The sequence below is a fragment of the Cellvibrio sp. ATLC23 genome (assembly GCF_057196725.1).
Genome location: NZ_JBXUOS010000010.1, coordinates 158,839 through 179,755, shown reverse-complemented (window position 1 = coordinate 179,755; position 20,917 = coordinate 158,839). Strand labels below are relative to the sequence as shown.

Here is a 20,917-nt window from a genome sequence, read left to right as displayed (position 1 = left end):
AAAGAACAGTTTACGACGCTGACGTTTATTACGTTCACTCTAAAACCGCCAAGTTTTCGCCCGATTCGTGCAATTTTGTTTTTCTCAACTCACTGGGGGTTAAACCAAAGCGCTGTTTAAAGCGCTCGCTAAACCGCGATTGCGATTGATAGCCACAGAGTTCAGCAATTGTGCCAATTGAATTTGCGCTGGTTTGCAGCAAATGCAAACCATAACCTAATTTGGTTTGATCTTTAATGTCTTGCACACTGGTGCCTTCTGCTTGCAGTTTGCGCCGCAGAGTAGATTCACTCATCGCCAGTTGCGCGCAGATTTCGGCGCTGCTGAGATCTTCCGCCAAATTGGCGCGTACTAGGTCATGCAGCTTTTGACTCAAACGTGTATCCCCCGCCATGCCGCGCACTGGGTGATAACCCAGAAAATCCAAATATTGCAAAATTTCTGCCCGGCGTATTGGCCACAGCGCTGGCGGAGCAAAAGCCGACCATTCGATAAATTGTTGCAACAATGTTTGCAGCGATTTTTCTATTGTCCCCACCAAATATTTCTGCGTTGTTTTAGGCCTGCTGGTAAATACAGCAAAGTCTTGCTGTTCAAACTCAATCAATAAGGCAAAGTATTCCCGTTCGCTGGGGATATTACGCATATCGAGCATGGGGTTATTGGATAGGAAAATAAAACTGCCCGCAGAACAGATCACATCTGCGTCTTTACCCAACCTTTTTTCACCATCCAACACCACAATTAATACCGGTTTTATGATCGGCACATTAAAAATGCGCTGCTCCTTTAGCGATGAGTACACCGCAAACGGCAAATGAGAGTGGGTGTTGACGGTCGTCTTAATTGCGTGGATTAAATCGTTCATGATGTAAACGTAATTGCCAGACACATAATGGCGCGAAGCTGCCGCACCTAGTTAAATTTAAGTGGATGATTTTTTCACAGCGGCCAAACCCAGAGCAGTACCGGCACAGAAGTGATTAATACCAGCAGTTCAAGCGGCAGGCCCAGGCGCCAGTAATCGCCGAAGCTAAAACCGCCCGGGCCGAGGATAAGGGTGTTGTTTTGATGCCCTACCGGGGTTAAAAAAGCGCAGGAGGAACCTATGGCAACGGCCATTAAAAAGGTATCCGGGTTGGCGTTGAGGGCGCTAGCCAGACCTACGGCGATGGGGCACATCATGGCAGCGGTGGCGGCGTTGTTCATCAGGTCAGATAAAAACATGGTCACTACCAAAATCACAATCAAGCCGAGCACTGCGTGATCCTGTGCGAGATAGTTGAGCAGTATCTGGGCGATGAGGGCGGCGGTGCCAGTGCTGGACATGGCTTCGGCGATGGGAATCAGCATCGCCAGTAACACAATCACCGATGAATCGATTGATTTTGGCAAGTCCGAACTGGGCACTACACCCGTAATAAGCGCGACTAATACCCCCAGCGCAAAGGCGATTTCGGCAGGCACCAAACCCGTCAACACTAAACCCAGAGTGGCGAGCATTAGGCCGGTTGCGCGCCAGGCTTTGCGGGTGCTGGGAATATGCAGCTCGCGCTCAGCCAGAGGGACACAGCTTGTATCTGTGGCAAATTCGGCCACCGCTTCAGCCGAGCCCTGCAGTAATAACAAATCGCCCGGTTTAATGCGCATGGCTTTCAGGCGCACGGTGGAGCGCCGCCCTTGGCGAGAAATGGCGAGTAAATTAATGCCGTAGTGATAGCGCAGGCGGCTGATCGCAGCGCTGGTGCCGCTGAGGGACGAGTTGGGCAATACCACCAGCTCAATCAACTGGGCGGCCTGATCGCTATGGTTTTCTTTAGTATCTGCAATGTCTGCAGGCTTCTTATCGCTATCATCTGTATTTGCAGCAGTTGGCGATGAAGTGGCTAGGTTCGATTCTTGTTGAGTATCGCTGCTAGCTGTATCACTGGTGGTCGGTTTGGTTTCAGCCAGCACTAATTCGGCGCGGGTTAAAATACTCGCAATCGATTTGGCCTCCACTTCAATCACCAACGTATCCAAGGCTTGAATACGCCGATGCGCATTGGGCGCAAGCAAGCGTAGGTCATTGCGAATCAGCGCTAAAATCTGCGCGCCGCTATCTTCAAGCGACTGCTCCAACTCATAGAGTGATTTGCCAATGGTGACGCTTTTTTCCGGCACCTTTACCTCGGTGAGATAAGCGCCCGACTCAAAACCTGCAATGCCCGACTGCTCGCGTTTGGGCACCAAGCGCCAACCGATAAACACAATAAAAATAATGCCCACCAGCGCGACCGCCACCCCGACGGGGGCAAAAGCGAACAGGCCAAATCCCTCTCCCTGGCTATGGGTAGCGCGAAACCCCGACACAATCAGGTTAGGTGGTGTGCCGATCAAAGTCGTCATACCGCCCAAAATGGTGCCAAAAGCCAGCGGCATAAGTACCTGCCCCGGCGGCAGCTCCAGGCGCTGGGCGAGTTTTAGCGCAATCGGCATCAACAGCGCCATAGCACCCACATTATTCATAAAGCTGGAAAGCAGCGCGCCCAAACCAATCAGGGCTAAAAGGCTCAGGCCGATACCGGTATTACTGGGTAGTAACCGGTGCGCCAGTACATCCACCGCGCCCGATATTTGCAAGCCACGGCTGAGCACTAAAATGCAGGCCACGGTAATCACCGCCGGATGCGCAAACCCAAGAAAGGCCTGTTCAACCGGCACCACACCCAATAGCACCGCAGACAAAAGCGCGCCGCTGGCAACCAGATCATGGCGCCAACGACCCCACAAAAACAAACCCATGGTGGCGCATAAGATGATGCTAATCAGCAGCTGTTGTTGGTTCACTCAGTGATTACCCTCGTTTGATTCGCACTACTTTCATCACCTCAAAGTTCATACCCGCTACAGTCTCCTGTTCCGGGTAATAGGTAATATTGACGCGCGCGCCTTTTAAACTCAGGTATTTACCCTTGCGCTTGAATTTAAACGGCACCTCACAGCCCTCGATCATAAGTGTATGCAGAATCCAATCACCCTGCTCGCGCTGTATATGCGATACCACTTTCAGTAATTCCGAGTGATTGAGATTCTGGTTTTTCTCGACGAGCTTTTTCGGGTCGGATTGCATAGCGACGGCGGCCTGATGGTTTTATTTTTATTTGAGGTAAGTGAGAGTCATTTTTTCGCAGTAATCGCTTCAAGCGCCCGCTGCTTGGTTTTTTCCAAGAGCGATGCATCACCAATTTTTCCGTGACCCGGTACTACGATTTTTGCCGTGCCGTAGCGCGCGATAAGTTTTTCAGCAGAAGCTGGCCAGTCTGCGATAACCGCATCACCAAGATTGCCAAGGCCTTCTGGTTTGACAAAACAGCCACCGAATAAAATTTTCTGCTCTGCTATCCATACCACAACATTGTCTGACGTATGACCAGCACCGGGATAAAACACTTCTATTTTTTTATTAATCAACCAAAATGGATTGTCAGAAAATGAATGGGTTGCTTGTACTTCGCCTTTATTCTTAAGCAATTTATTAGTTAACTTGGAAACATAGGTAGGAATAGACTTTGAGTTGAGAAATGCAATGCCGCCTGTACTGTCGCTGTGGAAATGTGTGGAAATACTTGCTTTGGCGGTAAAACCCTGCGCGTCAATCCATTGCACTAATTTTTCAGTATCTGTGGCTGAAATGGGTGTATCAATCAAGTAAGCAGCTTTATTATCAACAACGACTAAGCCGTTAGAGCCAACCAGCCCCCAGCCTTTGACATTTTCGTAAGCGGTATACAAATAAACACCGTCTTCGATTTTTTTGATTTCCAGTTCCGGTAGCGGCTCGTCAGCGCAAACAATATTGGCAAGTAACAACAAACAGAAAGATAAAACCGGAGCCATTTTCATTTTTATAATTCCTTCTAGATTTTTAACAATAAAAATTTTTTATCGCAGATAAATCACACACGCAGAACTCAACATAATCGAGCCTTTGCGGGTGTGGATTATTAAGATACTTGTATTTGTTTTTGATGGAGTTCTTTCAAAAACTCCGGTGCTAAATCTGCACCATTAGGCCAAACGACTGTTTCTAGCTCAGGATCTACAGCGACTTTTTTAAAAATATCCACATTTTTTAACACCTCAAATACTGGCCCTGTAAGTACCCCATCCAAATCGACTTCGCCCGCAGTGCCATCGTCAAAAACAAGCCAGAGTTTAAATCCTGATAGATATTTAGCTGAGCGAATATGCAACATGATCTACTCCAAGGGTGCAATGTAATTGAGTGATTGTCCTGTTTTTGCTCTATTCCAATTATCTTCGAGTTCAGCCTTGTGAAGTGCGATCCATTCTTGCACAAACACCATCGCCCTCTTGGGCATTTCTCCCTCCAAAACTGTGCCATCGAAAGCAAACATCGCTTCATAGCCAGAATATTTCGCATGAAAATGCGGCGGGTTGTGATCATTAAAATACATGGCAATTAGGATTCCATAAAACCGGCTGATTATCGGCATAACTACTCACTCCTTAAGAAAATAACAGGGTAATCCTATTTCATCGCTAAATTAACAACAAATGTAATCTTCCATTTTTCTACTCCCACGGCTTACCCCGCGTCCTTTCCACCGCTTCCAACTTCAAATGCAGCGCCGCTTTGGCAACGATATGTGCGCTTACGGGTGCAGTGAGAAATAAAAATAGCGCGATTAATAATTCGTGCAGGCTCAATCCGTCGCCTTGGGTGGAGAAGAAAATCACGGAGCCGATGATGATGCCGCCCACCCCCAAGGTGGTGGCTTTGGCGGGGCCGTGCAGGCGCATGTAAAAATCGGGCAGGCGCATGAGGCCGATTGAACCGATCAGCGCAAACGCCGCGCCGGCAAGCAGGCAAAAACTGATTGTGTATTCCAACCAAACTGACATCGGATTCCCCTATTCAACTTTTCATTATTCAATAATGTCGCCGCGCAGCAGGTATTTGCTGAGCGCAACGGTGCCGACAAAACCCATCACCGCGATTAACAGTGCGGCTTCAAAATACAAATTGTTGCCCTGATGAATGCCGAACAGCACCAGCAGGGCGATGGCGTTGATGTACATGGTGTCCAGCGCGAGGATGCGGTCGGGCAGCGAAGGGCCGATCACCAGCCGCCAGAGGTTCAGGGCGATGGCCAGGCCGAGCAGAAACATGGCGATATTTATGGCTGTGGTGAGCATTCAAACACCTCTTTGAGCGGGGCTTCGTAGCGCTGTTTAATTTCGGCGATGGCGGCGTCTATGTCGGTCACATGCAGGCTGTGCACCAGCAAGTAGCGGCCTTCCATATTCAAATCTGCCGAGACGGTGCCGGGAGTGAGCGAGATGGTGCTGGCGAGCAGGGTGATGGTGAACTCTTGTTCGATATCGAGCGGCACTTGCATAAAACCCGGCTGCAGGCGTTTGACTGGGCCGAGGATACGCGCCGCGAGAATCAGGTTGGCGATCACAATATCCCACATCACCACTAGCAGGAATTTGCACAGTACCCAGGGTTTACGCATGCGCAGTGACTCAGGCCAAAAACCCTGACTAAACCAAGGGATAAACCAGGCGAGAATGCTGCCCAGTAAAACCTGTCCAATACTGATGCTATTGGCGAGCAGCAGCCACAGCACCAACATAAAACAACTGAGCGCGGCGTGCGGAAACCAGCTGCGCGCTTTGGGCGGTTTTGCCACCTGCGGATTGCCAAGGTTGAGCGCCATAGTTAATTCCTCTCTATCACACGGAAGACCTGCATAGCCTCGCTATAGGCTTGCGGTTCCAACAGTTGCTGCGCCAACGCTTGGGTGTAAGCCAGTATCGGCGCGGCATGGATGCTGATTGCCAGGATGCACAACAGCAGGCCGATCACCGCCAGCAATGCGCCCTTATCGGCGGCAGGTGCCTGTTCGATACGGCTGTCGGTACGCCAGAAAAAGGTGGAACCGCTGCGGCTCAACGCCATCAGGGTGAACAGGCTGCCGGCCAGCAAAATCAACCAGAGCAGCGCGGTTTCCAGATGCACACCGGCAGCACTCAGCAGCAGCAACTTGCCGATAAATCCACTCAGCGGCGGCAGACCAATCACACCGATGGCGGCGATAAAAAACAGCGCGCCCAACAGCCCGGACTGGCGTAGTTGCGGACCTTTGGTGATGCGATCCAACAGTTCACCGCGCTGGCGCAGGATAAGATCGGCCAGCAAAAACAGCACGCCGCAGATCAGCGTGGAATGGATCAAATAATAGAAACTCGCCGCCAGTGCCGCTGGTGTATTGAGCGCGATGCCCGCCAGCAAAGTGCCGACCGAGACAACTACCAAGTAGGCGATTTGGATGCGCAGCTCACGCGCGGCCAGCGCCCCCAACAACCCCAATACCAGCGTAATCAGCGCCAAAGGCCAGAGCCACGGCCAAGCAAGATCGGCGACATTACCAGCATCATTACCGAAGATTTGTGTATAAACCCGCACGATGGTGTAAACACCTACTTTGGTCATAATCGCAAACATGGCCGCGACCGGTGCACTCGCAGCGGCATAGGCGCGCGGCAGCCAAAAATAGAGTGGTGCTATGGCGGCTTTAAGGCCAAACACGATTAGCAGCAGCACACCAGCGGTGGCGACTAAAGGGGCATCTTCCGCGCTGATCTGGCGTACTTTGTCGGCCATATCGGCCATATTGAGCGAGCCTGTCACCCCATAGAGCGCGGCCACAGCGATCAAAAACAGCGCCGAACCACACAGATTGAGCACCACATAATGCAGCCCTGCCCGCGCCCGCTCGGCGCCGCGCCCGTGCAATAACAAGCCGTAAGAGGCAATCAGCAGCACTTCAAAAAATACAAACAGGTTAAACAAATCGCCGGTGAGAAATGCGCCGTTCACCCCCAAGAGCAGGAAGTGCACCATGGCGTGCAGTTTGTCGCCGGGGGCATCGTTACCGCGCACTGCATAGGCAATGCCAAAAAATGCCAGCACTGCAGTGACCATTAACATCAAAGCGCTTAGGCGATCCAACACCAGCAAAATACCAAACGGCGGCAGCCAGTTACCCAGTGCATAGAGGCGGATTTCACCGTCATTCGCCTGCCCTAACAGCAACATACTGGTGGCCAATAAGGCCGTGGCCGAGAGCAAACTTAAGCTGCGGATTAGCGTGCGGCGGCCGGACAGCAAAATCAGCAGTACGGCGGTAAACAGCGGCAGTAAAACCGGAACAATAATCCAGTGGCTCACACTTCATCCTCCTCAAGCGGGCGCACCGGTTTAACCGGTTTCTCGCCGATGGCGGCGCTGCCGTCCACATGGTCATTGCCCAGTTCGGCGCGGGCGCGCAAGGCGAGCACCAGCAGAAAGGCAGTCATCGCAAATCCAATCACAATTGCGGTCAGCACCAGCGCTTGCGGTAAAGGGTCGGCGTAGCGATTCAGGTCATCGCCTTGGCCGATGACAGCAGCGGAGCCACTGCCCAAACGCCCCATCACAAAAATAAACAGATTGACCGCGTAGGACAGCAGGGTCAGGCCAAGAATCACCGGAAAAGTACGCGCGCGCAGCAGCAGGTAAATCCCGCAGCTCACTAAAACCGCAATCACAGCGGCAATTAAGGCTTCCATTAATTCAGCTCCTTCAAAGCAGGATTGGGCGAAAGATCGGGGTGGATGGCAATCGCACCGTGAGTGGTCTGCGCCAAACGCCCCAGCTGCGCCAGCATTAACAAGGTGGCGCCCACTACAGTGAGAAATACACCCGTATCAAAAATCATCGCCGAGGCGAGTTCAAACTCGCCCACCAGCGGCCAGTGCACATGGGTAAAGGTGCTGGTGAGGAAGGGATGACCAAACACCCAGCTGCCGATACCCGTCAGCGCGGCGACCAGCACACCAAACACACTCAAGCGACCATAATCCACCGGTAAACGCTGTTGCACCCAGGCAGAACCACTGCATACATACTGCAAAATCAGCGCGATACTAGTGATCAAACCAGCGATAAAGCCGCCGCCCGGCTGGTTGTGACCGCGCAGGAAAATATAGGCCGATACCATCAGCGCCAGCGGCAACAGAATGCGCGAAAGCACAGTGAGAATCGGCGGATAAGGGTCGCGCGACCAGTTGCGGCCTTCGCCATCGGTGCCCGGCAGCGGCAATTGCAAACCATCCAGCATCAGGTACACACCCAGCCCGGCAATCGCCAATACACTGATTTCACCGAGGGTATCAAAGCCGCGGAAGTCGACCAGAATCACATTCACCACATTGGTACCACCGCCGCCGATGACGCTATTGGCGAGGAAAAATTCGGCGAGGCTGGTGTCGTAAGGGCGAGTCAAAATCGCCAAGGTCAGCAGGCCAACACCTATGCCCGCACCAGCAGCCAAGGCTATATCGCGCACCACTTTGCCGGCGGTGGATTCAAACGGCGTCTGCTGCGGCAGGAAATAGAGCGCCAGCATCAGCAGGATGATGGTGACCACTTCCACCGAGATTTGGGTGAGCGCCAAATCCGGCGCGGAAAAACGCACAAACGCGAGGGAGACCATCAGCCCCACCACACCCAATACCAGGAGCGCAGCAAAGCGATTGTGATGGATAAGTACAGTCACCAGCGCGGCAATCATCAACACTACCGCTAATAACAAGCTAACCCAATCGACTGGCAGCAGCGCAACATCGCCCATTAACCGCGCCAGTGGCCAGAACTCCACCGTGCCCACCAGCAATACCATGCCGAGCAGCAGTGCCACCGAGTGCTGCAGGGAGCCAATTTCCAGCGCGTCGGTCACCCGCTGGGCAAAACGCACGATGACTTGAATGCGTTTTTCAAACTCGACGTTTTCATCCAAGCGGTATTTGCGTTCATAAAACGCAAACAAGCCGCCGCGCTGGCTATAGAGCAAAAGGCCGCCCAACAGCGCCAGCAAGCTCATCACCAACGGCAGATTCAAGCCGTGCCAGAGGGCAATATGGTACTCAGGCACGCCATTACCCAAGACCGCCAAACTGGCTGATGCCAAAAATGGGGCAACAGTCAGATTGGGCAAAATCCCCACCAGCAGGCACAACAGGCACAAGAGCGCCATAGGCATAATCATGTAGCGCGGCGGCTCGTGGGGCGGGTAAATGGGCAGGTCGATGGGGTAGCCGTTAAAAAACACATCGTGAATAAAACGATAGGAATAGGCCACCGCAAAGATACCGGCGAGGGTGGCAAAAAACGGAATAATCCAATCGAAGCCGCCCATTAACTCCACCTGCAGCGTCTCGGCAAAAAACATCTCCTTACTCAAAAAGCCGTTGAGCAGCGGTACCCCCGCCATGGCCGAGGCCGACACCATGGCTACAGTGGCGGTAATCGGCATGTACTTCCACATACCGTTGATCTGGCGCATATCGCGAGTGCCGGTCTCATGGTCGATGATGCCCGCGGCCATAAAAAGAGAAGCTTTAAAGGTGGCGTGGTTGATGATGTGAAACAGCGCCGCCATAGTCGCCAGCTGGCTGCTAAAACCAAACAACATGGTGATCAGACCGAGGTGGCTAATGGTCGAGTAAGCCAACAACCCTTTAAGGTCATGTTTAAACAGCGCGGTATAGGCGCCAAACACCAAAGTCGCGAGGCCGGTAAAGGTGACTAGGTAGAACCACAAATCCGAACCCGATAGCGCCGGATACAAACGCGCGAGCAAAAACACCCCGGCCTTCACCATAGTTGCCGAGTGCAAATAGGCCGATACCGGTGTGGGTGCCGCCATCGCATGGGGCAGCCAAAAGTGGAAGGGAAACTGCGCCGATTTGGTAAAGGCACCAATCAAAATCAGGATCAACGCAACTGGATAAAGCGCGTGAGCTTGAATCAACTCCGCCGAGTTAGTGATTACTTGCAAGCTGTAAGAGCCAGTGATTTGGCCGAGCACCAGCGCACCGGCAAGCAAACACAAGCCTCCTGCCCCGGTGATCGCCAGCGCCATACGCGCGCCTTTGCGGGCATCGCTGCGGTGCGACCAATAGCCAATCAACAGGAACGAACTCAGGCTGGTCAGCTCCCAAAATACGATCAACAGCAGCAGGTTATCGGAGAGGACTATACCCAGCATCGCCATCATAAATAGCTGTAACAAGGCGTAGAGGCGACCGAGGGAATCCTTATCGGCCAAGTAATAACGGGCGTAGATAATCACCAACAGGCCGATGCCAAGAATCAGCAAGGCAAACATCAAGCCCAGCCCATCCAGCCGCAAACTCAAGTTTAACCCCAGCTGCGGCAGCCAGCCCCACTCGCTAAAAAAGGTCTGCCCGGCAAACAGTGCGGGCACATAACTGAGCAGCAGCGCCAAAGCCAACAAGGGCCCCAAGGCCGCTGCCGCCGCACAGTAATTGCGCCCCAAGCGCTCAGCCAGCGGCGGTAAAATCGCGCCCAACAAGGGCAGTAAAATAATCAGTAACAATTCCATGCCAAATATCCCCGGAATGCTTGGTAACAATGCATAGCTATCGAATTTTATCGCTAGCGCTATTCTCTTTCTTGATTCAATGGAAAATCCCTCGGTGCGCGTTCGCGCGCTAACTCGAGCGCGCGATGCAACTGCGCCTGCAATACCTTCATGTCTGGAATATGCGCCAGATACTCGGCAACGCGGATATTGGACGCCTCCAAATCCATCAGCTTCACCTGCTCGGCATCTTTGGCGGCGCACAGAATCAACCCGATGGGTGCTTCCTCACCTGTTGCCCGGTCGTACTGATCCAGCCAACGCAGGTACAGCTCCATCTGCCCCTTGTGAGCGGGCTGAAACTTTTCCAACTTCAGCTCCACTGCCACCAGCCTTTTCAGGTGGCGATGATAGAACAACAGGTCGAGGTAAAAATCGTCGGCACCAACACTGATGCGCTTTTGTCGCGCTACGAAGGTGAACCCCACGCCCAGCTCCAACAGAAAGCGCTCCATCTCGCGCAGGATCGCATCTTCCAGATCACGCTCGCTGTAAGCCTGCGGCAGACCGAGAAAGTCCAACATGTAGGGATCGCGGAATACGAGATCTGGGGTCATCTGTCCGACGTTACGCAGGTGGCTGATTTCCGCGTTCACCACCGCTTCGGGTTGCTTGGCAATGGCCGTGCGCAAGTACAACTGGCTGGCGATGCGCTCGCGCAGAGTGCGCACACTCCAACGCTCCACTCGGCAAAGTTCGGCGTAATACTCGCGCTCCAGCGGCTGTTTGAGTGGCAGGATTTCGATGAAGTGGCTCCAACTCAATTGTCGTGCTAGTGATACTACAATCTCTTCGTCTGGGAAGACCTCGGCGAACTGCACCATGCGGCGCAGGCTGCGCACGCCAAAAGCTTGCCCGTACTCGGCCATCAATTGTGTCGACAATGTCGACACAATCTGCTCGCCGTATTCCGCGCGCTCGTTTTTAAGCACCTCGCGCTGAACGCGCAACCCAACATGCCAGTAAAGCATTGTCTGTGCGGCATTGGCGCTCTGGGCGACCTGCTGGCGGGCGGTCTCAATCAGGCCTCGCAATTCACTTAACAAAGCGTCAGCGGCCAACATGGGTTCAGCTTTCTTCACCATCTTCATCGTCCTATTGGGTCACAATGCTTGATAGAAATGCACAACAACAGCCAGCGCAACAGGCTGACTATAAGCAAAAAACGCAGACGAGTTTCAGATTAATACGGCGGGTCAGTAAAAAAGGGATGGCGCTGCCAGAGCGGCAACTTGAATCCAGCGGAGCAGTAACGGCGCGAAGCCTTGTGCAGAAGTGATTTAGACATGCGCTTGTTATACCGAGTTTGCCCGCCAGATGCCAGCCAATGAGCATTTTTTAACTTTGCTTACACTCGCCCTATCAACGTCGCTTAGCGATGCTTGCAGCGTCTGCGTCGATAAACCACCGGCAAGCGTTGATTAAATCCTGCCCCCCACTCCTTTAAATTTCTCAACAAACGCTGCGATCTTTTGAAACACGCTTTGTTTCTTGGTCAGGTACTGGGGATTTAATGGGCTCATCTTGGGCAGAATAGCGTTAAGTTCTGTGCCTGCGTCGCTGGCGTACTCCCGTTTAAGGGAGGTTGTTATATAACGTCTGGCGGCGTCTTGATTTAGGTTCTCGCTACTAATCAGTTCTTCTGCTTCACGTTGTTGCTCTGCTTGAGCAAATGCGAAGAAGGCTTCTATCACGCTGGCTTTATCGCCAATCTGGTCAATGTCGGTTTGATTGATGAAGTCTACCACCAAGCTTTCTTTCGCTCGGTTGCCGATGCTGGCGCGAATTACGCGTCGCACCTCTTCAACCAAGTCGGCTTTATTTTTTGTTTTTTTATTGTGCTCAAAAATTAGTTCCAGAATGTAATCCAGATTAATCTCTTGGGATTTCAACAGATCTACTTCAAACACCACATCATCCCAATCGATGGTGGATTTTTCTTTTTCGGAGGCATCTTTTTGGCGGCGCTGCCAATCGCGGATGTCATTGTAAGTTGAACGGTAGTCTTGAATTTTACGGTCGGCAGGCAGGCGTATGGTTTGTAGCTCAGCCAGCTTTTCATCATCCAAATAATGTTCAGCCTTAAACACCTCAACTGCTTCTGGGTCATTCATATCCACTTTTTGCAGCGCCTTCAAGCTGGCAAATTCGTCGTAGTTTTGCAGCACGTTTTCCACGCGCAAGTACTCGCCAAAAAGTTTAGCGAAGGCTTTTTTATCAGACTCTTTTTCGATATTGGCCGGATCAGGAAAGCGCTGTTCCAGTTCACTTACTACATCCATAAACCCGCGCCGTGCTTCACCAGTCACCACATCGGTAAAGCCTTCCATATATTCTTTGTAGCTCTTTTCCAGCACCACGTTTTTGGTGTTCTTGTCACCAAAGAGCGTGATTGCATCCACGGTTGCTTTTTCCAAATCGCGGAACGTAACAATGTTACCGAAGGTTTTAGTGGCATCGTAAATGCGATTAGTACGTGAGTAGGCTTGCATCAAACCGTGAAAACGCAGGTTTTTGTCTACAAACAATGTATTGAGCGTTGGCGCATCAAAGCCGGTGAGGAACATTCCGACCACAATCAACAGATCAATTTCTTTAGATTTAACCCTCATGGCTAAATCGCGGTAATAGTTTTGAAATCCGTTGCTGTCCACGCTGAAATTGGTTTTAAAAAAAGCGTTGTAGTCAACAATGGCTGCGCTTAAAAACTCTTTAGCACTACTGTTCATCGCCGACACATCAAAGCTCTCATCCAGAATCTCGCCTACCGCTTCCTGTTCCTCATTGGCCGCAAAGGAGAATATAGTGGCAATTTTCAGCTTTTTATCACTCTGCAATTGCAGTTGATTCAGCGACTCATAATAGAGTTTGGCTGCGTCCACGCTGCTTACCGCAAACATGGCATTAAAACCCTTGGCATTCGCCTGCAGACGATGAGTTTTCTGGCGATAGTTATTCAGAATGTATTGTGAAATTTCCTTAATGCGCTCTGGGTGTAATAGGGCTTCTTTGTTTTCAGCGGCAGAGAGCTTTTTCTCGTCTTGCTCAGTTTCGATGGCCTTAAATTTAGGGCGTACATCGTTGTAGTCCACTTTGAACTTGAGCACTTTTTCATCGCGTATTGCATCGGTAATCACATAAGAGTGCAATTCGCGGCCAAATACGCTGGCTGTGGTTTCGGCGCCCAGTGCGTTTTGTGGGAAAATGGGGGTTCCAGTAAAGCCGAACTGATAAAAGCGCTTGAATTTTTTATTCAGGTTTTTCTGTGCTTCACCAAATTGACTGCGGTGGCATTCGTCAAAAATAAACACTACCTGCTTGTTATAGATGGGTAGGTCGCCTTCCGTTTTCATCAGGTTGTTGAGCTTCTGGATAGTGGTGACAATGATTTTGTTATCATCTTTTTCCAAATTACGCTTTAGTCCAGCGGTGCTATCAGAACCATTAACGCTATCAGGTGAGAAGCGTTGGTATTCCTTCATGGTCTGGTAGTCCAGATCTTTTCTGTCCACCACAAAAAATACTTTGTCGATAAATTCCAACTCGGTTGCCAAGCGCGCCGCTTTAAAGCTGGTAAGGGTTTTACCCGAGCCTGTGGTGTGCCAGATAAAGCCGCCGCTTTCTGGCTTACTCCAATTTTTACCCTCATACGAGCTTTTGATTTTCCACATGATGCGCTCGGTGGCAGCGATCTGGTAGGGGCGCATTACCAGCAAAGTATCGCTTACGTCGAATACCGAGTAGTTCAACAGCACATTAAGCAATGTGTGTTTCTGGAAAAAGGTAGCGGTAAAATCTTTTAAGTCTTTAATCAGGTTGTTATCGGACTTCGCCCAATTCATGGTGAAGTCGAAGCTGTTTTTATTTCGCTTGGTGGTATTGGCAAAATAACGGCTATCAGTGCCGTTGGAGATAACAAACAATTGTAAATACTTAAACAGCGACTGGTCGCTATTAAAGCTCTCTTTGCTGTAGCGGTGCACTTGGTTAAAGGCTTCACGAATGGCTACGCCGCGTTTTTTCAATTCGACTTGAACTAAAGGCAACCCATTCACCAAAATGGTTACGTCATAACGGTTGGCGTGGCTACCGGTCTGCTCAAACTGTTTGATTACCTGCACTTTGTTGCGAGCGATGTTTTTCTTGTCTAGCAGGTAAATGTTTTTGATACGACCATCGTCAAACACGAAATCGTGAATATGGTCATCGTGAATCTTGCGGGTTTTATCGACAATGCTGTCGCTAGGCTTATCTAGATAGGTTTCTAAAAAGCGCAACCACTCACCATCGGTAAACTGCATGTTATTCAAGGTGTGTAGCTGTGTACGCACATTTTCCAGCAAGGCTTTATTGGTGTTTAGGCCGGGCACGTATTCATAACCCTGATTCTGCAAGTCTTGAATAAACTCGCGTTCCAAATCACCTTCGCTCTGGTAGCTTTCTTTAACTTCCCATTCTCGCTTGTATTTATCCAAAACGATAAAGTTGTTGGATTCGGCGATGGTTTTGTAGTCGGTCATTGGTTTGATTCCAGATATCCATGTGAAACGGCGCGTTACTTACCTACAGAGTCATTTTTTCTAGCTAGCTTTCTGCAAAAGTGCGGGTGCAGTACTTTTTCAGAAGGCGTAACCCGCTGTTTTTATTGGGTTTTTGTTTTGATCCTTTCTGCATCCTTTCTGCATCCTTTCTGCATCTTCTTTATTCCCGGAGGCGCCATAGGGGGTGACTGCGTGTACCGGCGTTTATGATGCGATTGCTCCGCCTTAACTTGGTGAGTAGATTTCCAATTTTGTCTTCCTTTTGTTGCTTACTCAGTGCATCGCTCAGTTTGTCCATTAGTAATTTATTGATCTCAGCGCGATCTGCCTGACCAAACTGCTTAAGGTAATCGGTCAGCAATTTTGCGTAAAACTCATCATCTTGAGCGCGAGTACGAATGTAATCGGCCTTACTTGCAGTGGCGTCGGCAACCAAAGCAGACACATGAAAGTTGGGTTTACGCCCCTCAATTAACCCTGCTTTGCGTAAACGAGCCGCGGACTCATCGGGGATAGGGAGTTTTTTCTGCACTCGGTCTAGCGTTAATACATCAATCAACGGCAGATCTGTTTTTTGGATCAACAAGCGACTATAGGCAGGGTCAACAACGCCGCCATAGAGCGTCATTTTTACCGCATTGGGTTGGCTTAGATCGTAATCTGGCAAGGGGAAATAACGTTGTGCTTGACCTCTGTAAATTAAATGAATGCCATAGCCCATAGTATCGATCATATTAAGCTCGGCCATTGCCTGAGTCAGGAATGGGTTGCGATACCGGCGCGGTGTTTTATCACCCTGAATATATTCATCGGGCTGGCCTTCAAAAAAGCTGCCTTCATTTTCAAAGAGTAATCGGTCAGGTTGCTCGGTCACCACTACCCGCCCATTGCGAGAATAGTCCTGGTGCGCAATGCAGTTGTGCAGAGCCTCTAGCACCAGCTTTTGGTTGTATTTGGAAACTTCGATGGGGATTAATTCATCCTGCGGCAAAATACGCAGTTGAATATTACGAATTCGCTGATAGAGCAATGTCGTGCTAAGTAAAAAAGGTGGGCCGAAGTGTTCATAGGCACGCTCTTGGCCTTCAAGCTTCCAGGTTAATTGCGCAGGGTGTGGCAACAGAAAATAAGCCGACTCCGCTTTACCCAGCAACAAGAGTGCCGTGCGCGTTATTTGCCCGTTTTGGGTAAGGCGGGCGCGATCCAAAAACGTGATTAGCGGCCAATTCATGACCTCATCGTTCGCAAAACGGTTAGCGTATTTTTGCGCGAAAGATTCCCGCGCTCTACGTACCGCTGTCTCGTCCAAATCATTCAGTGTCGCGTCCGAAATTAGTTGCGCTGTCCAATCTTGCTGCAGGGTTTGTTGACGAATTTCGTCGAGTTTATCTAACCCCAAGGAGACGCGGCTTTCGCCAGCACGAGCGTAGTAATGTCCCTTCCATGCGATTGGAATACCACGCGGAGCGGCAGGAATTTCAAACAATACCACGCGCCCTTGCGGATGATTTAATACATGAATTTCACGCAGGGTAATACTCGGTTCGGTAGCTTGGGCGATTTGGTTCTTTAAACTGTGTAACCGCTCTGTTTCCATTCGGTAATCGCTACCTACCACAGTGCGAGTTTTATTATTCACACCAAATACTAACCAAGCGCGCTCTGCATTGCGTAAGTTCGCTTCATTACTGAGTGCAGAAAAATACTCACCGATTTTATCGGTGTCGTAATCATTGCCTGCTTGCTTGAACTCTACCACCTCGTTTTCCCAAGTGGCGATCAATTGCTCAAGCAGGCTATTTAATTCTGCCGCGATCATGCCTTAATCCTCAAATGCGCGCCTAATCTAATGTTAATTCAACAAGAAGGAGCTTAGGGTGTTGTATTGTTATTTTGTGCCACTTGTTGCCAGTAACCATATTCATTTAAGTTTCTGAGTAAAAGACCAACCATCTCTTTTTCTGGTGGCGTAGGTTCGGCAATTTCTTCGTTGGTCAGCGTGTTGTGTGGGTAAAAATTCATAACCCGACTGGCATAGGCTTTTTGATCACCCGGCAATAAGTCGGACCAACTTTGATATCCAAGAAAATTAGCCGTCTTTTCATATAAATTACGAAGTAGTGCAAAGTGGTAGCGTTGCACATTATTTTGTGCCACGGCGACTTCAATCAATTTTTTAATATGCAAGTGATACGAAAAGCTTTTGTTAGAATCGCCTTGCTTTTCCTCAAGTTCTACAGTTCCATCCTCGAATCGACTTAAAATATAACCGCTTTTGGCTTTCACTTCATTGTAAAGCACGTTATAAAACAATGGGCTGTGGGTTGATACAATAAATTTAATGTCAGATTCGCTCGATTTAATCAGCTGCCCTAAATTTACTGCCAACTGGATTAAATGATTTTCATCCAGCGAACTCACTGGGTCATCAATAAATACATATTCCAATTGATCAAACTGATCTGTTTCTCGCTCGCCGGGTTCAGCAATATTCAAAATGTCAATAACTTGCTCTAATAGAGTATAGAAAATACTCCAGATAAAATTACTTTCTTCTCCTTTGGAGATTTTCAAGTTTCCTGAGTGCTCATTGTTTCCTCGCTCAATTGAAAAAGTTACCTCTGAGAATGCTTTGATTGTGATCTCTTTGTCCTCCTTGTCTTTGGTTTTATATTCCTCATTAAATCGTGGTGTTAACTTTTCATTGGTGTAACGCTGAAAAGTTGTCACGATATTGCGATCTTGCCCTTGGTCTCCAAGAATCCAATCAGTAAACGTATTAGGCTGAATTTTTAGTTTTGGTTCGTCATCACTTATTAAGTCATTATCCCAATAAAACAAGTCTTCAGTAAAAGCGCTGTAATACAGAATTTTTCTGCGCACCAGCGGCAGCTCTTCTTCGTCACGGTTCTCATAGGTATTCACTATTTTTCTGAACTCGCGTGACAGACGAGTTTTGCCCGAGCCATTAAAGGCATATATTAACTGCACCTTTTTATTGGTACCTTTTAGCTGTTCGGCTATTTCCGTTAGCGTTTTGCTCATGTTATGCGGCTACCTTTTGCTTGGGAAAACTCAACAATAAATCGCGATAATATTCGTATTGTTGTTGACGCAGTTCGATTTCACGCGGTAGACCTTCGTTGATAGAGCTAGTTAGTGCGTGAAATTTATCCAATATTTCTACTATGCGTTTTTTTACTTCCGGTGAAGGATTTGGAATTTTTATACCGTTTAAATTCTTTTGATTTAATTTTGGCTGAGCCGCACCTGAAATATACGGCGTTAGATCAATACTATTTAAATAGTATTCAACATATCTTCGCTCAGCATAAGTTTCAAATTTGAGTACATGGGCGTGATTATTAACCCAACTTTTTCCACTGATACTAAACGCTATCGGTGTATTCCTTGCCACCAAATTAGCGCCATCTTCAGATACCAATAAAAAATCACCATCAAAAATATAGTCCTTTACATAGTCAACAATTCCAGACGCACCGTAATACGGAATATCCCCAGTCTCACGTAAGCCGCTAGTCACCGGCTTGCGCATTGAATCAAGGTTCTCTGCAAGCTTATCCAAGGTTGGCCACTCCACTTCCCCCTCTTCAAAACTTAACAACCTATCTCGATAGTAGTTGTATTGTTTTTTGCGTGCGATAAGCTCGGCGGTAAGCTCGGCGGTAAGCTCGGCGGTATGGGCGGTAAATGCGTCCAAAATGCGGACGATTTCGGCTTGGATTTCAAGCGATTTTTTTGGGTTTTCTGGGCAGGGTATGGGAACAGGTATTTTTTCGACCTGATGGCTCATTAATTTTGGATTTCCCATTCCTGAGTAAACATGTTTTTGTGCTTCAATAGATAACCAATAAAATAAATATTTATAGTTCAGCTTTAACTCATCGTTAATTTTTATCAGCCCGCAAACATTTGTGATAGAGAATTTACCTTTGCGATAAAAGACTGTTCCCGCATTTGCACCATCGGTCGTCCAGCTAATATATTCGCCCTCAAAATCAAATGTGGCGATCTTTCCAATTTCGCCATTATTTGCTGTCTGAGAGCTATATACAGGATAATCTCCGTTATTATCCGTCAGATACTCTTTAGACATTACTCTACCGCGTCGTAACGTTACTAATTCTCCCAGCGATTTCCAATCAGCCTCTACGCCATTGAGCAGAGTTTTTATTAAACCCTTATTCATTCCTCAGCCTCCGCGCCAGTAATCTCCAACACAATCGCATCAATCTCTTTACGTAGCTGGTCGATTTTGGAAACAGTGATGTTGAGTTCGGCATTGAGCTGTGCAATATCAACAACTTCGCGGTTATCTTTCGCTTCTACATAACTGCTGACTGACAGGTTGTAATCGTTCGCTGCTACCTGCTCATAGGGTATTGATTTGGCAAGGTGGTCAATATTCTCTTTGCTTTCAAACACCGCCATGATTTGTTCAATATGCGCATCGGTCAGAATGTTGTTATTGGTTTCTTTTTTAAACAAACCGCTAGCATCTATAAATTGTGTTGTGGTGTCGGTTTTGTGTTTGGAAAGTACCAAGATGGTCACGGCGATGGTGGTGCCAAAAAATAAATTAGGCGCAAGCGAAATGACCGTTTCCACATAGTTGTTATCCACCAAATATTGGCGAATTTTTTGTTCTGCACCGCCACGGTAAAAAATACCTGGGAAGCAAACAATGGCCGCGCGGCCTTTGCTGGATAAATAACTTAGAGCGTGAAGCACAAAAGCAAAGTCCGCTTTGGATTTTGGTGCAAGCACACCCGCTGGAGCAAATCGGTCGTCGTTAATTAGGGTTGGGTCGTCGCTGCCAATCCATTTCACCGAGTAAGGTGGGTTAGACACAATCGCATCAAAAGGTTTCTCATCACCAAAGTGTGGGCTGCGCAAAGTGTCGCCCAGTTGGATATTAAACTTGTCGTAGTTAATGTTATGCAAAAACATATTCATACGCGCAAGGTTGTAGGTGGTGTGGTTTAGCTCTTGCCCGTAAAAACCGTCATCAATAATGTGCGCATCAAAATGTTTTTTGGCTTGCAACAGCAGCGACCCTGAACCGCACGCAGGGTCGTAAATTTTATTGACGCTGGTTTGGCCATGCATAGCGAGCTGCGCGATCAGCTTGGAAACATGCTGAGGGGTAAAAAATTCACCGCCGGATTTACCCGCGTTAGCGGCGTAGTTGGAAATCAAAAATTCGTAGGCATCGCCAAACAGGTCGATATGGGACGCATCCGCCTTTTCATAAAAGTTATGGCCAAAATCCAAACCTGCTACGCCTTTGAGCACTGCGGCTAAGCGCAGATTTTTATCTTTTACGGTATTGCCCAAGCGGTTGCTGGTGGTATCAAAATCCGCAAACAGGCCTTTGATATCCTTCTCTGACGGGTAGCCATTGGCAGAGCTTTCAATTTCGCCGAATATTTTGGCCAGATCAGTATTCAGGCTTTCATTGGTGTTGGCGGTTTTGACCACATTGGCAAACAACTGACTGGGGTAAATGAAGTAACCCTTGGTTTTAATGGCATCGTCTTTAATGTCTGGCGTGATCACGCTGTCGGGCAGTTCTGCGTAAGTGATGCTGTCGTCACCCGCTTCAATGTAGATAGCAAAGTTTTCGCTGATAAAACGGTAAAACAATGTGCCTAGTACGTATTGCTTAAAATCCCAGCCATCGACTGCGCCGCGTACATCATTGGCAATTGCCCATATTTGGCGTTGCAGGGCGGCGCGTTGTTGTGAACTTGTCATTCGTCTTTCCTAATTTTTTGTGTTGCTCAGCGCGCCGATAGTGGGCGCTATTAGAATCCACCAGCAGTCTACCCAGTTGAACCCCAATCGGCCAGATAA

18 protein-coding genes are annotated in these 20,917 nt (G+C 49.0%); all 18 read right to left on the bottom strand.

The annotated features are described in order from the left end of the window. Window positions 1-34: 34 nt before the first annotated feature. On the bottom strand, window positions 35-868 hold the full coding sequence (locus tag AC2CG4_RS15885; protein ID WP_484487201.1) for a helix-turn-helix domain-containing protein: 834 nt from the start codon (window positions 866-868) through the stop codon (window positions 35-37). Window positions 869-942: 74 nt separating this feature from the next. Continuing rightward, window positions 943-2,829, bottom strand: a complete 1,887-nt coding sequence (locus tag AC2CG4_RS15880) for an SLC13 family permease (RefSeq protein ID WP_484487200.1) — start codon at window positions 2,827-2,829, stop codon at window positions 943-945. 7 nt (window positions 2,830-2,836) lie between these two features. Next, the gene (locus tag AC2CG4_RS15875; protein ID WP_062058089.1) at window positions 2,837-3,112 is read right to left on the bottom strand and encodes a hypothetical protein; all 276 of its coding nucleotides are present in this window, start codon (window positions 3,110-3,112) and stop codon (window positions 2,837-2,839) included. A 47-nt stretch (window positions 3,113-3,159) separates the two neighbouring features. Then, a complete protein-coding gene (blaKHM, locus tag AC2CG4_RS15870) occupies window positions 3,160-3,885 on the bottom strand; it encodes a KHM family subclass B1 metallo-beta-lactamase (protein WP_484487199.1) in 726 nt (241 codons plus the stop codon). A gap of 101 nt (window positions 3,886-3,986) precedes the next feature. Further along, entirely contained in the window at window positions 3,987-4,238 is a 252-nt protein-coding gene (locus tag AC2CG4_RS15865; RefSeq protein ID WP_062058073.1) for a DUF2442 domain-containing protein, read from the bottom strand. Window positions 4,239-4,241: 3 nt separating this feature from the next. Beyond that, entirely contained in the window at window positions 4,242-4,499 is a 258-nt protein-coding gene (locus AC2CG4_RS15860; RefSeq protein WP_062058070.1) for a DUF4160 domain-containing protein, read from the bottom strand. A 79-nt stretch (window positions 4,500-4,578) separates the two neighbouring features. After that, the gene (locus tag AC2CG4_RS15855; protein ID WP_484487198.1) at window positions 4,579-4,908 is read right to left on the bottom strand and encodes a Na+/H+ antiporter subunit G; all 330 of its coding nucleotides are present in this window, start codon (window positions 4,906-4,908) and stop codon (window positions 4,579-4,581) included. 24 nt (window positions 4,909-4,932) lie between these two features. Continuing rightward, window positions 4,933-5,202 carry a K+/H+ antiporter subunit F gene (locus AC2CG4_RS15850; protein ID WP_062058058.1) on the bottom strand — a complete coding sequence of 90 codons (270 nt, stop codon included), beginning with the start codon at window positions 5,200-5,202 and terminating at the stop codon, window positions 4,933-4,935. After that, window positions 5,184-5,729 (bottom strand): Na+/H+ antiporter subunit E, encoded by a 546-nt coding sequence (locus AC2CG4_RS15845; RefSeq protein WP_484487197.1) that lies wholly within the window; start codon window positions 5,727-5,729, stop codon window positions 5,184-5,186. The genes AC2CG4_RS15850 and AC2CG4_RS15845 overlap by 19 nt, the downstream gene beginning before the upstream one ends. A gap of 2 nt (window positions 5,730-5,731) precedes the next feature. Next, window positions 5,732-7,243: a monovalent cation/H+ antiporter subunit D gene (locus AC2CG4_RS15840; RefSeq protein WP_484487196.1), complete on the bottom strand. Its 1,512-nt coding sequence runs from the start codon at window positions 7,241-7,243 to the stop codon at window positions 5,732-5,734. Continuing rightward, complete coding sequence (locus tag AC2CG4_RS15835) at window positions 7,240-7,623, bottom strand: Na+/H+ antiporter subunit C (protein ID WP_484487195.1); 384 nt, start codon at window positions 7,621-7,623, stop codon at window positions 7,240-7,242. Before AC2CG4_RS15835 ends, AC2CG4_RS15840 begins: the two co-directional genes overlap by 4 nt. Beyond that, window positions 7,623-10,460 carry a monovalent cation/H+ antiporter subunit A gene (locus tag AC2CG4_RS15830; RefSeq protein WP_484487194.1) on the bottom strand — a complete coding sequence of 946 codons (2,838 nt, stop codon included), beginning with the start codon at window positions 10,458-10,460 and terminating at the stop codon, window positions 7,623-7,625. Before AC2CG4_RS15830 ends, AC2CG4_RS15835 begins: the two co-directional genes overlap by 1 nt. Window positions 10,461-10,519: 59 nt before the next feature. Beyond that, window positions 10,520-11,584: a PDDEXK nuclease domain-containing protein gene (locus tag AC2CG4_RS15825; RefSeq protein WP_484487193.1), complete on the bottom strand. Its 1,065-nt coding sequence runs from the start codon at window positions 11,582-11,584 to the stop codon at window positions 10,520-10,522. Window positions 11,585-11,920: 336 nt separating this feature from the next. Next, on the bottom strand, window positions 11,921-15,019 hold the full coding sequence (locus tag AC2CG4_RS15820) for an HsdR family type I site-specific deoxyribonuclease (RefSeq protein WP_484487192.1): 3,099 nt from the start codon (window positions 15,017-15,019) through the stop codon (window positions 11,921-11,923). Window positions 15,020-15,200: 181 nt separating this feature from the next. Then, complete coding sequence (locus AC2CG4_RS15815) at window positions 15,201-16,859, bottom strand: RNA-binding domain-containing protein (RefSeq protein ID WP_484487191.1); 1,659 nt, start codon at window positions 16,857-16,859, stop codon at window positions 15,201-15,203. Between the two features lie 53 nt (window positions 16,860-16,912). Continuing rightward, the gene (locus AC2CG4_RS15810; RefSeq protein ID WP_484487190.1) at window positions 16,913-18,085 is read right to left on the bottom strand and encodes an anticodon nuclease; all 1,173 of its coding nucleotides are present in this window, start codon (window positions 18,083-18,085) and stop codon (window positions 16,913-16,915) included. 1 nt (window position 18,086) lies between these two features. Beyond that, window positions 18,087-19,250 carry a restriction endonuclease subunit S gene (locus AC2CG4_RS15805; RefSeq protein ID WP_484487189.1) on the bottom strand — a complete coding sequence of 388 codons (1,164 nt, stop codon included), beginning with the start codon at window positions 19,248-19,250 and terminating at the stop codon, window positions 18,087-18,089. After that, window positions 19,247-20,818, bottom strand: a complete 1,572-nt coding sequence (locus tag AC2CG4_RS15800; RefSeq protein ID WP_484487188.1) for a type I restriction-modification system subunit M — start codon at window positions 20,816-20,818, stop codon at window positions 19,247-19,249. Before AC2CG4_RS15800 ends, AC2CG4_RS15805 begins: the two co-directional genes overlap by 4 nt. Window positions 20,819-20,917 lie beyond the last annotated feature (99 nt).

Coding starts and splice junctions, on each gene's coding strand:
- AC2CG4_RS15885 (WP_484487201.1), bottom strand. CDS start 868: ATGAACGATTTAATCCACGCAATTAAGACGACCGTCAACACCCACTCT.
- AC2CG4_RS15875 (WP_062058089.1), bottom strand. CDS start 3,112: ATGCAATCCGACCCGAAAAAGCTCGTCGAGAAAAACCAGAATCTCAAT.
- blaKHM (WP_484487199.1), bottom strand. CDS start 3,885: ATGAAAATGGCTCCGGTTTTATCTTTCTGTTTGTTGTTACTTGCCAAT.
- AC2CG4_RS15865 (WP_062058073.1), bottom strand. CDS start 4,238: ATGTTGCATATTCGCTCAGCTAAATATCTATCAGGATTTAAACTCTGG.
- AC2CG4_RS15860 (WP_062058070.1), bottom strand. CDS start 4,499: ATGCCGATAATCAGCCGGTTTTATGGAATCCTAATTGCCATGTATTTT.
- AC2CG4_RS15855 (WP_484487198.1), bottom strand. CDS start 4,908: ATGTCAGTTTGGTTGGAATACACAATCAGTTTTTGCCTGCTTGCCGGC.
- AC2CG4_RS15850 (WP_062058058.1), bottom strand. CDS start 5,202: ATGCTCACCACAGCCATAAATATCGCCATGTTTCTGCTCGGCCTGGCC.
- AC2CG4_RS15845 (WP_484487197.1), bottom strand. CDS start 5,729: ATGGCGCTCAACCTTGGCAATCCGCAGGTGGCAAAACCGCCCAAAGCG.
- AC2CG4_RS15835 (WP_484487195.1), bottom strand. CDS start 7,623: ATGGAAGCCTTAATTGCCGCTGTGATTGCGGTTTTAGTGAGCTGCGGG.
- AC2CG4_RS15830 (WP_484487194.1), bottom strand. CDS start 10,460: ATGGAATTGTTACTGATTATTTTACTGCCCTTGTTGGGCGCGATTTTA.
- AC2CG4_RS15825 (WP_484487193.1), bottom strand. CDS start 11,584: ATGGTGAAGAAAGCTGAACCCATGTTGGCCGCTGACGCTTTGTTAAGT.
- AC2CG4_RS15820 (WP_484487192.1), bottom strand. CDS start 15,019: ATGACCGACTACAAAACCATCGCCGAATCCAACAACTTTATCGTTTTG.
- AC2CG4_RS15815 (WP_484487191.1), bottom strand. CDS start 16,859: ATGATCGCGGCAGAATTAAATAGCCTGCTTGAGCAATTGATCGCCACT.
- AC2CG4_RS15810 (WP_484487190.1), bottom strand. CDS start 18,085: ATGAGCAAAACGCTAACGGAAATAGCCGAACAGCTAAAAGGTACCAAT.
- AC2CG4_RS15805 (WP_484487189.1), bottom strand. CDS start 19,250: ATGAATAAGGGTTTAATAAAAACTCTGCTCAATGGCGTAGAGGCTGAT.
- AC2CG4_RS15800 (WP_484487188.1), bottom strand. CDS start 20,818: ATGACAAGTTCACAACAACGCGCCGCCCTGCAACGCCAAATATGGGCA.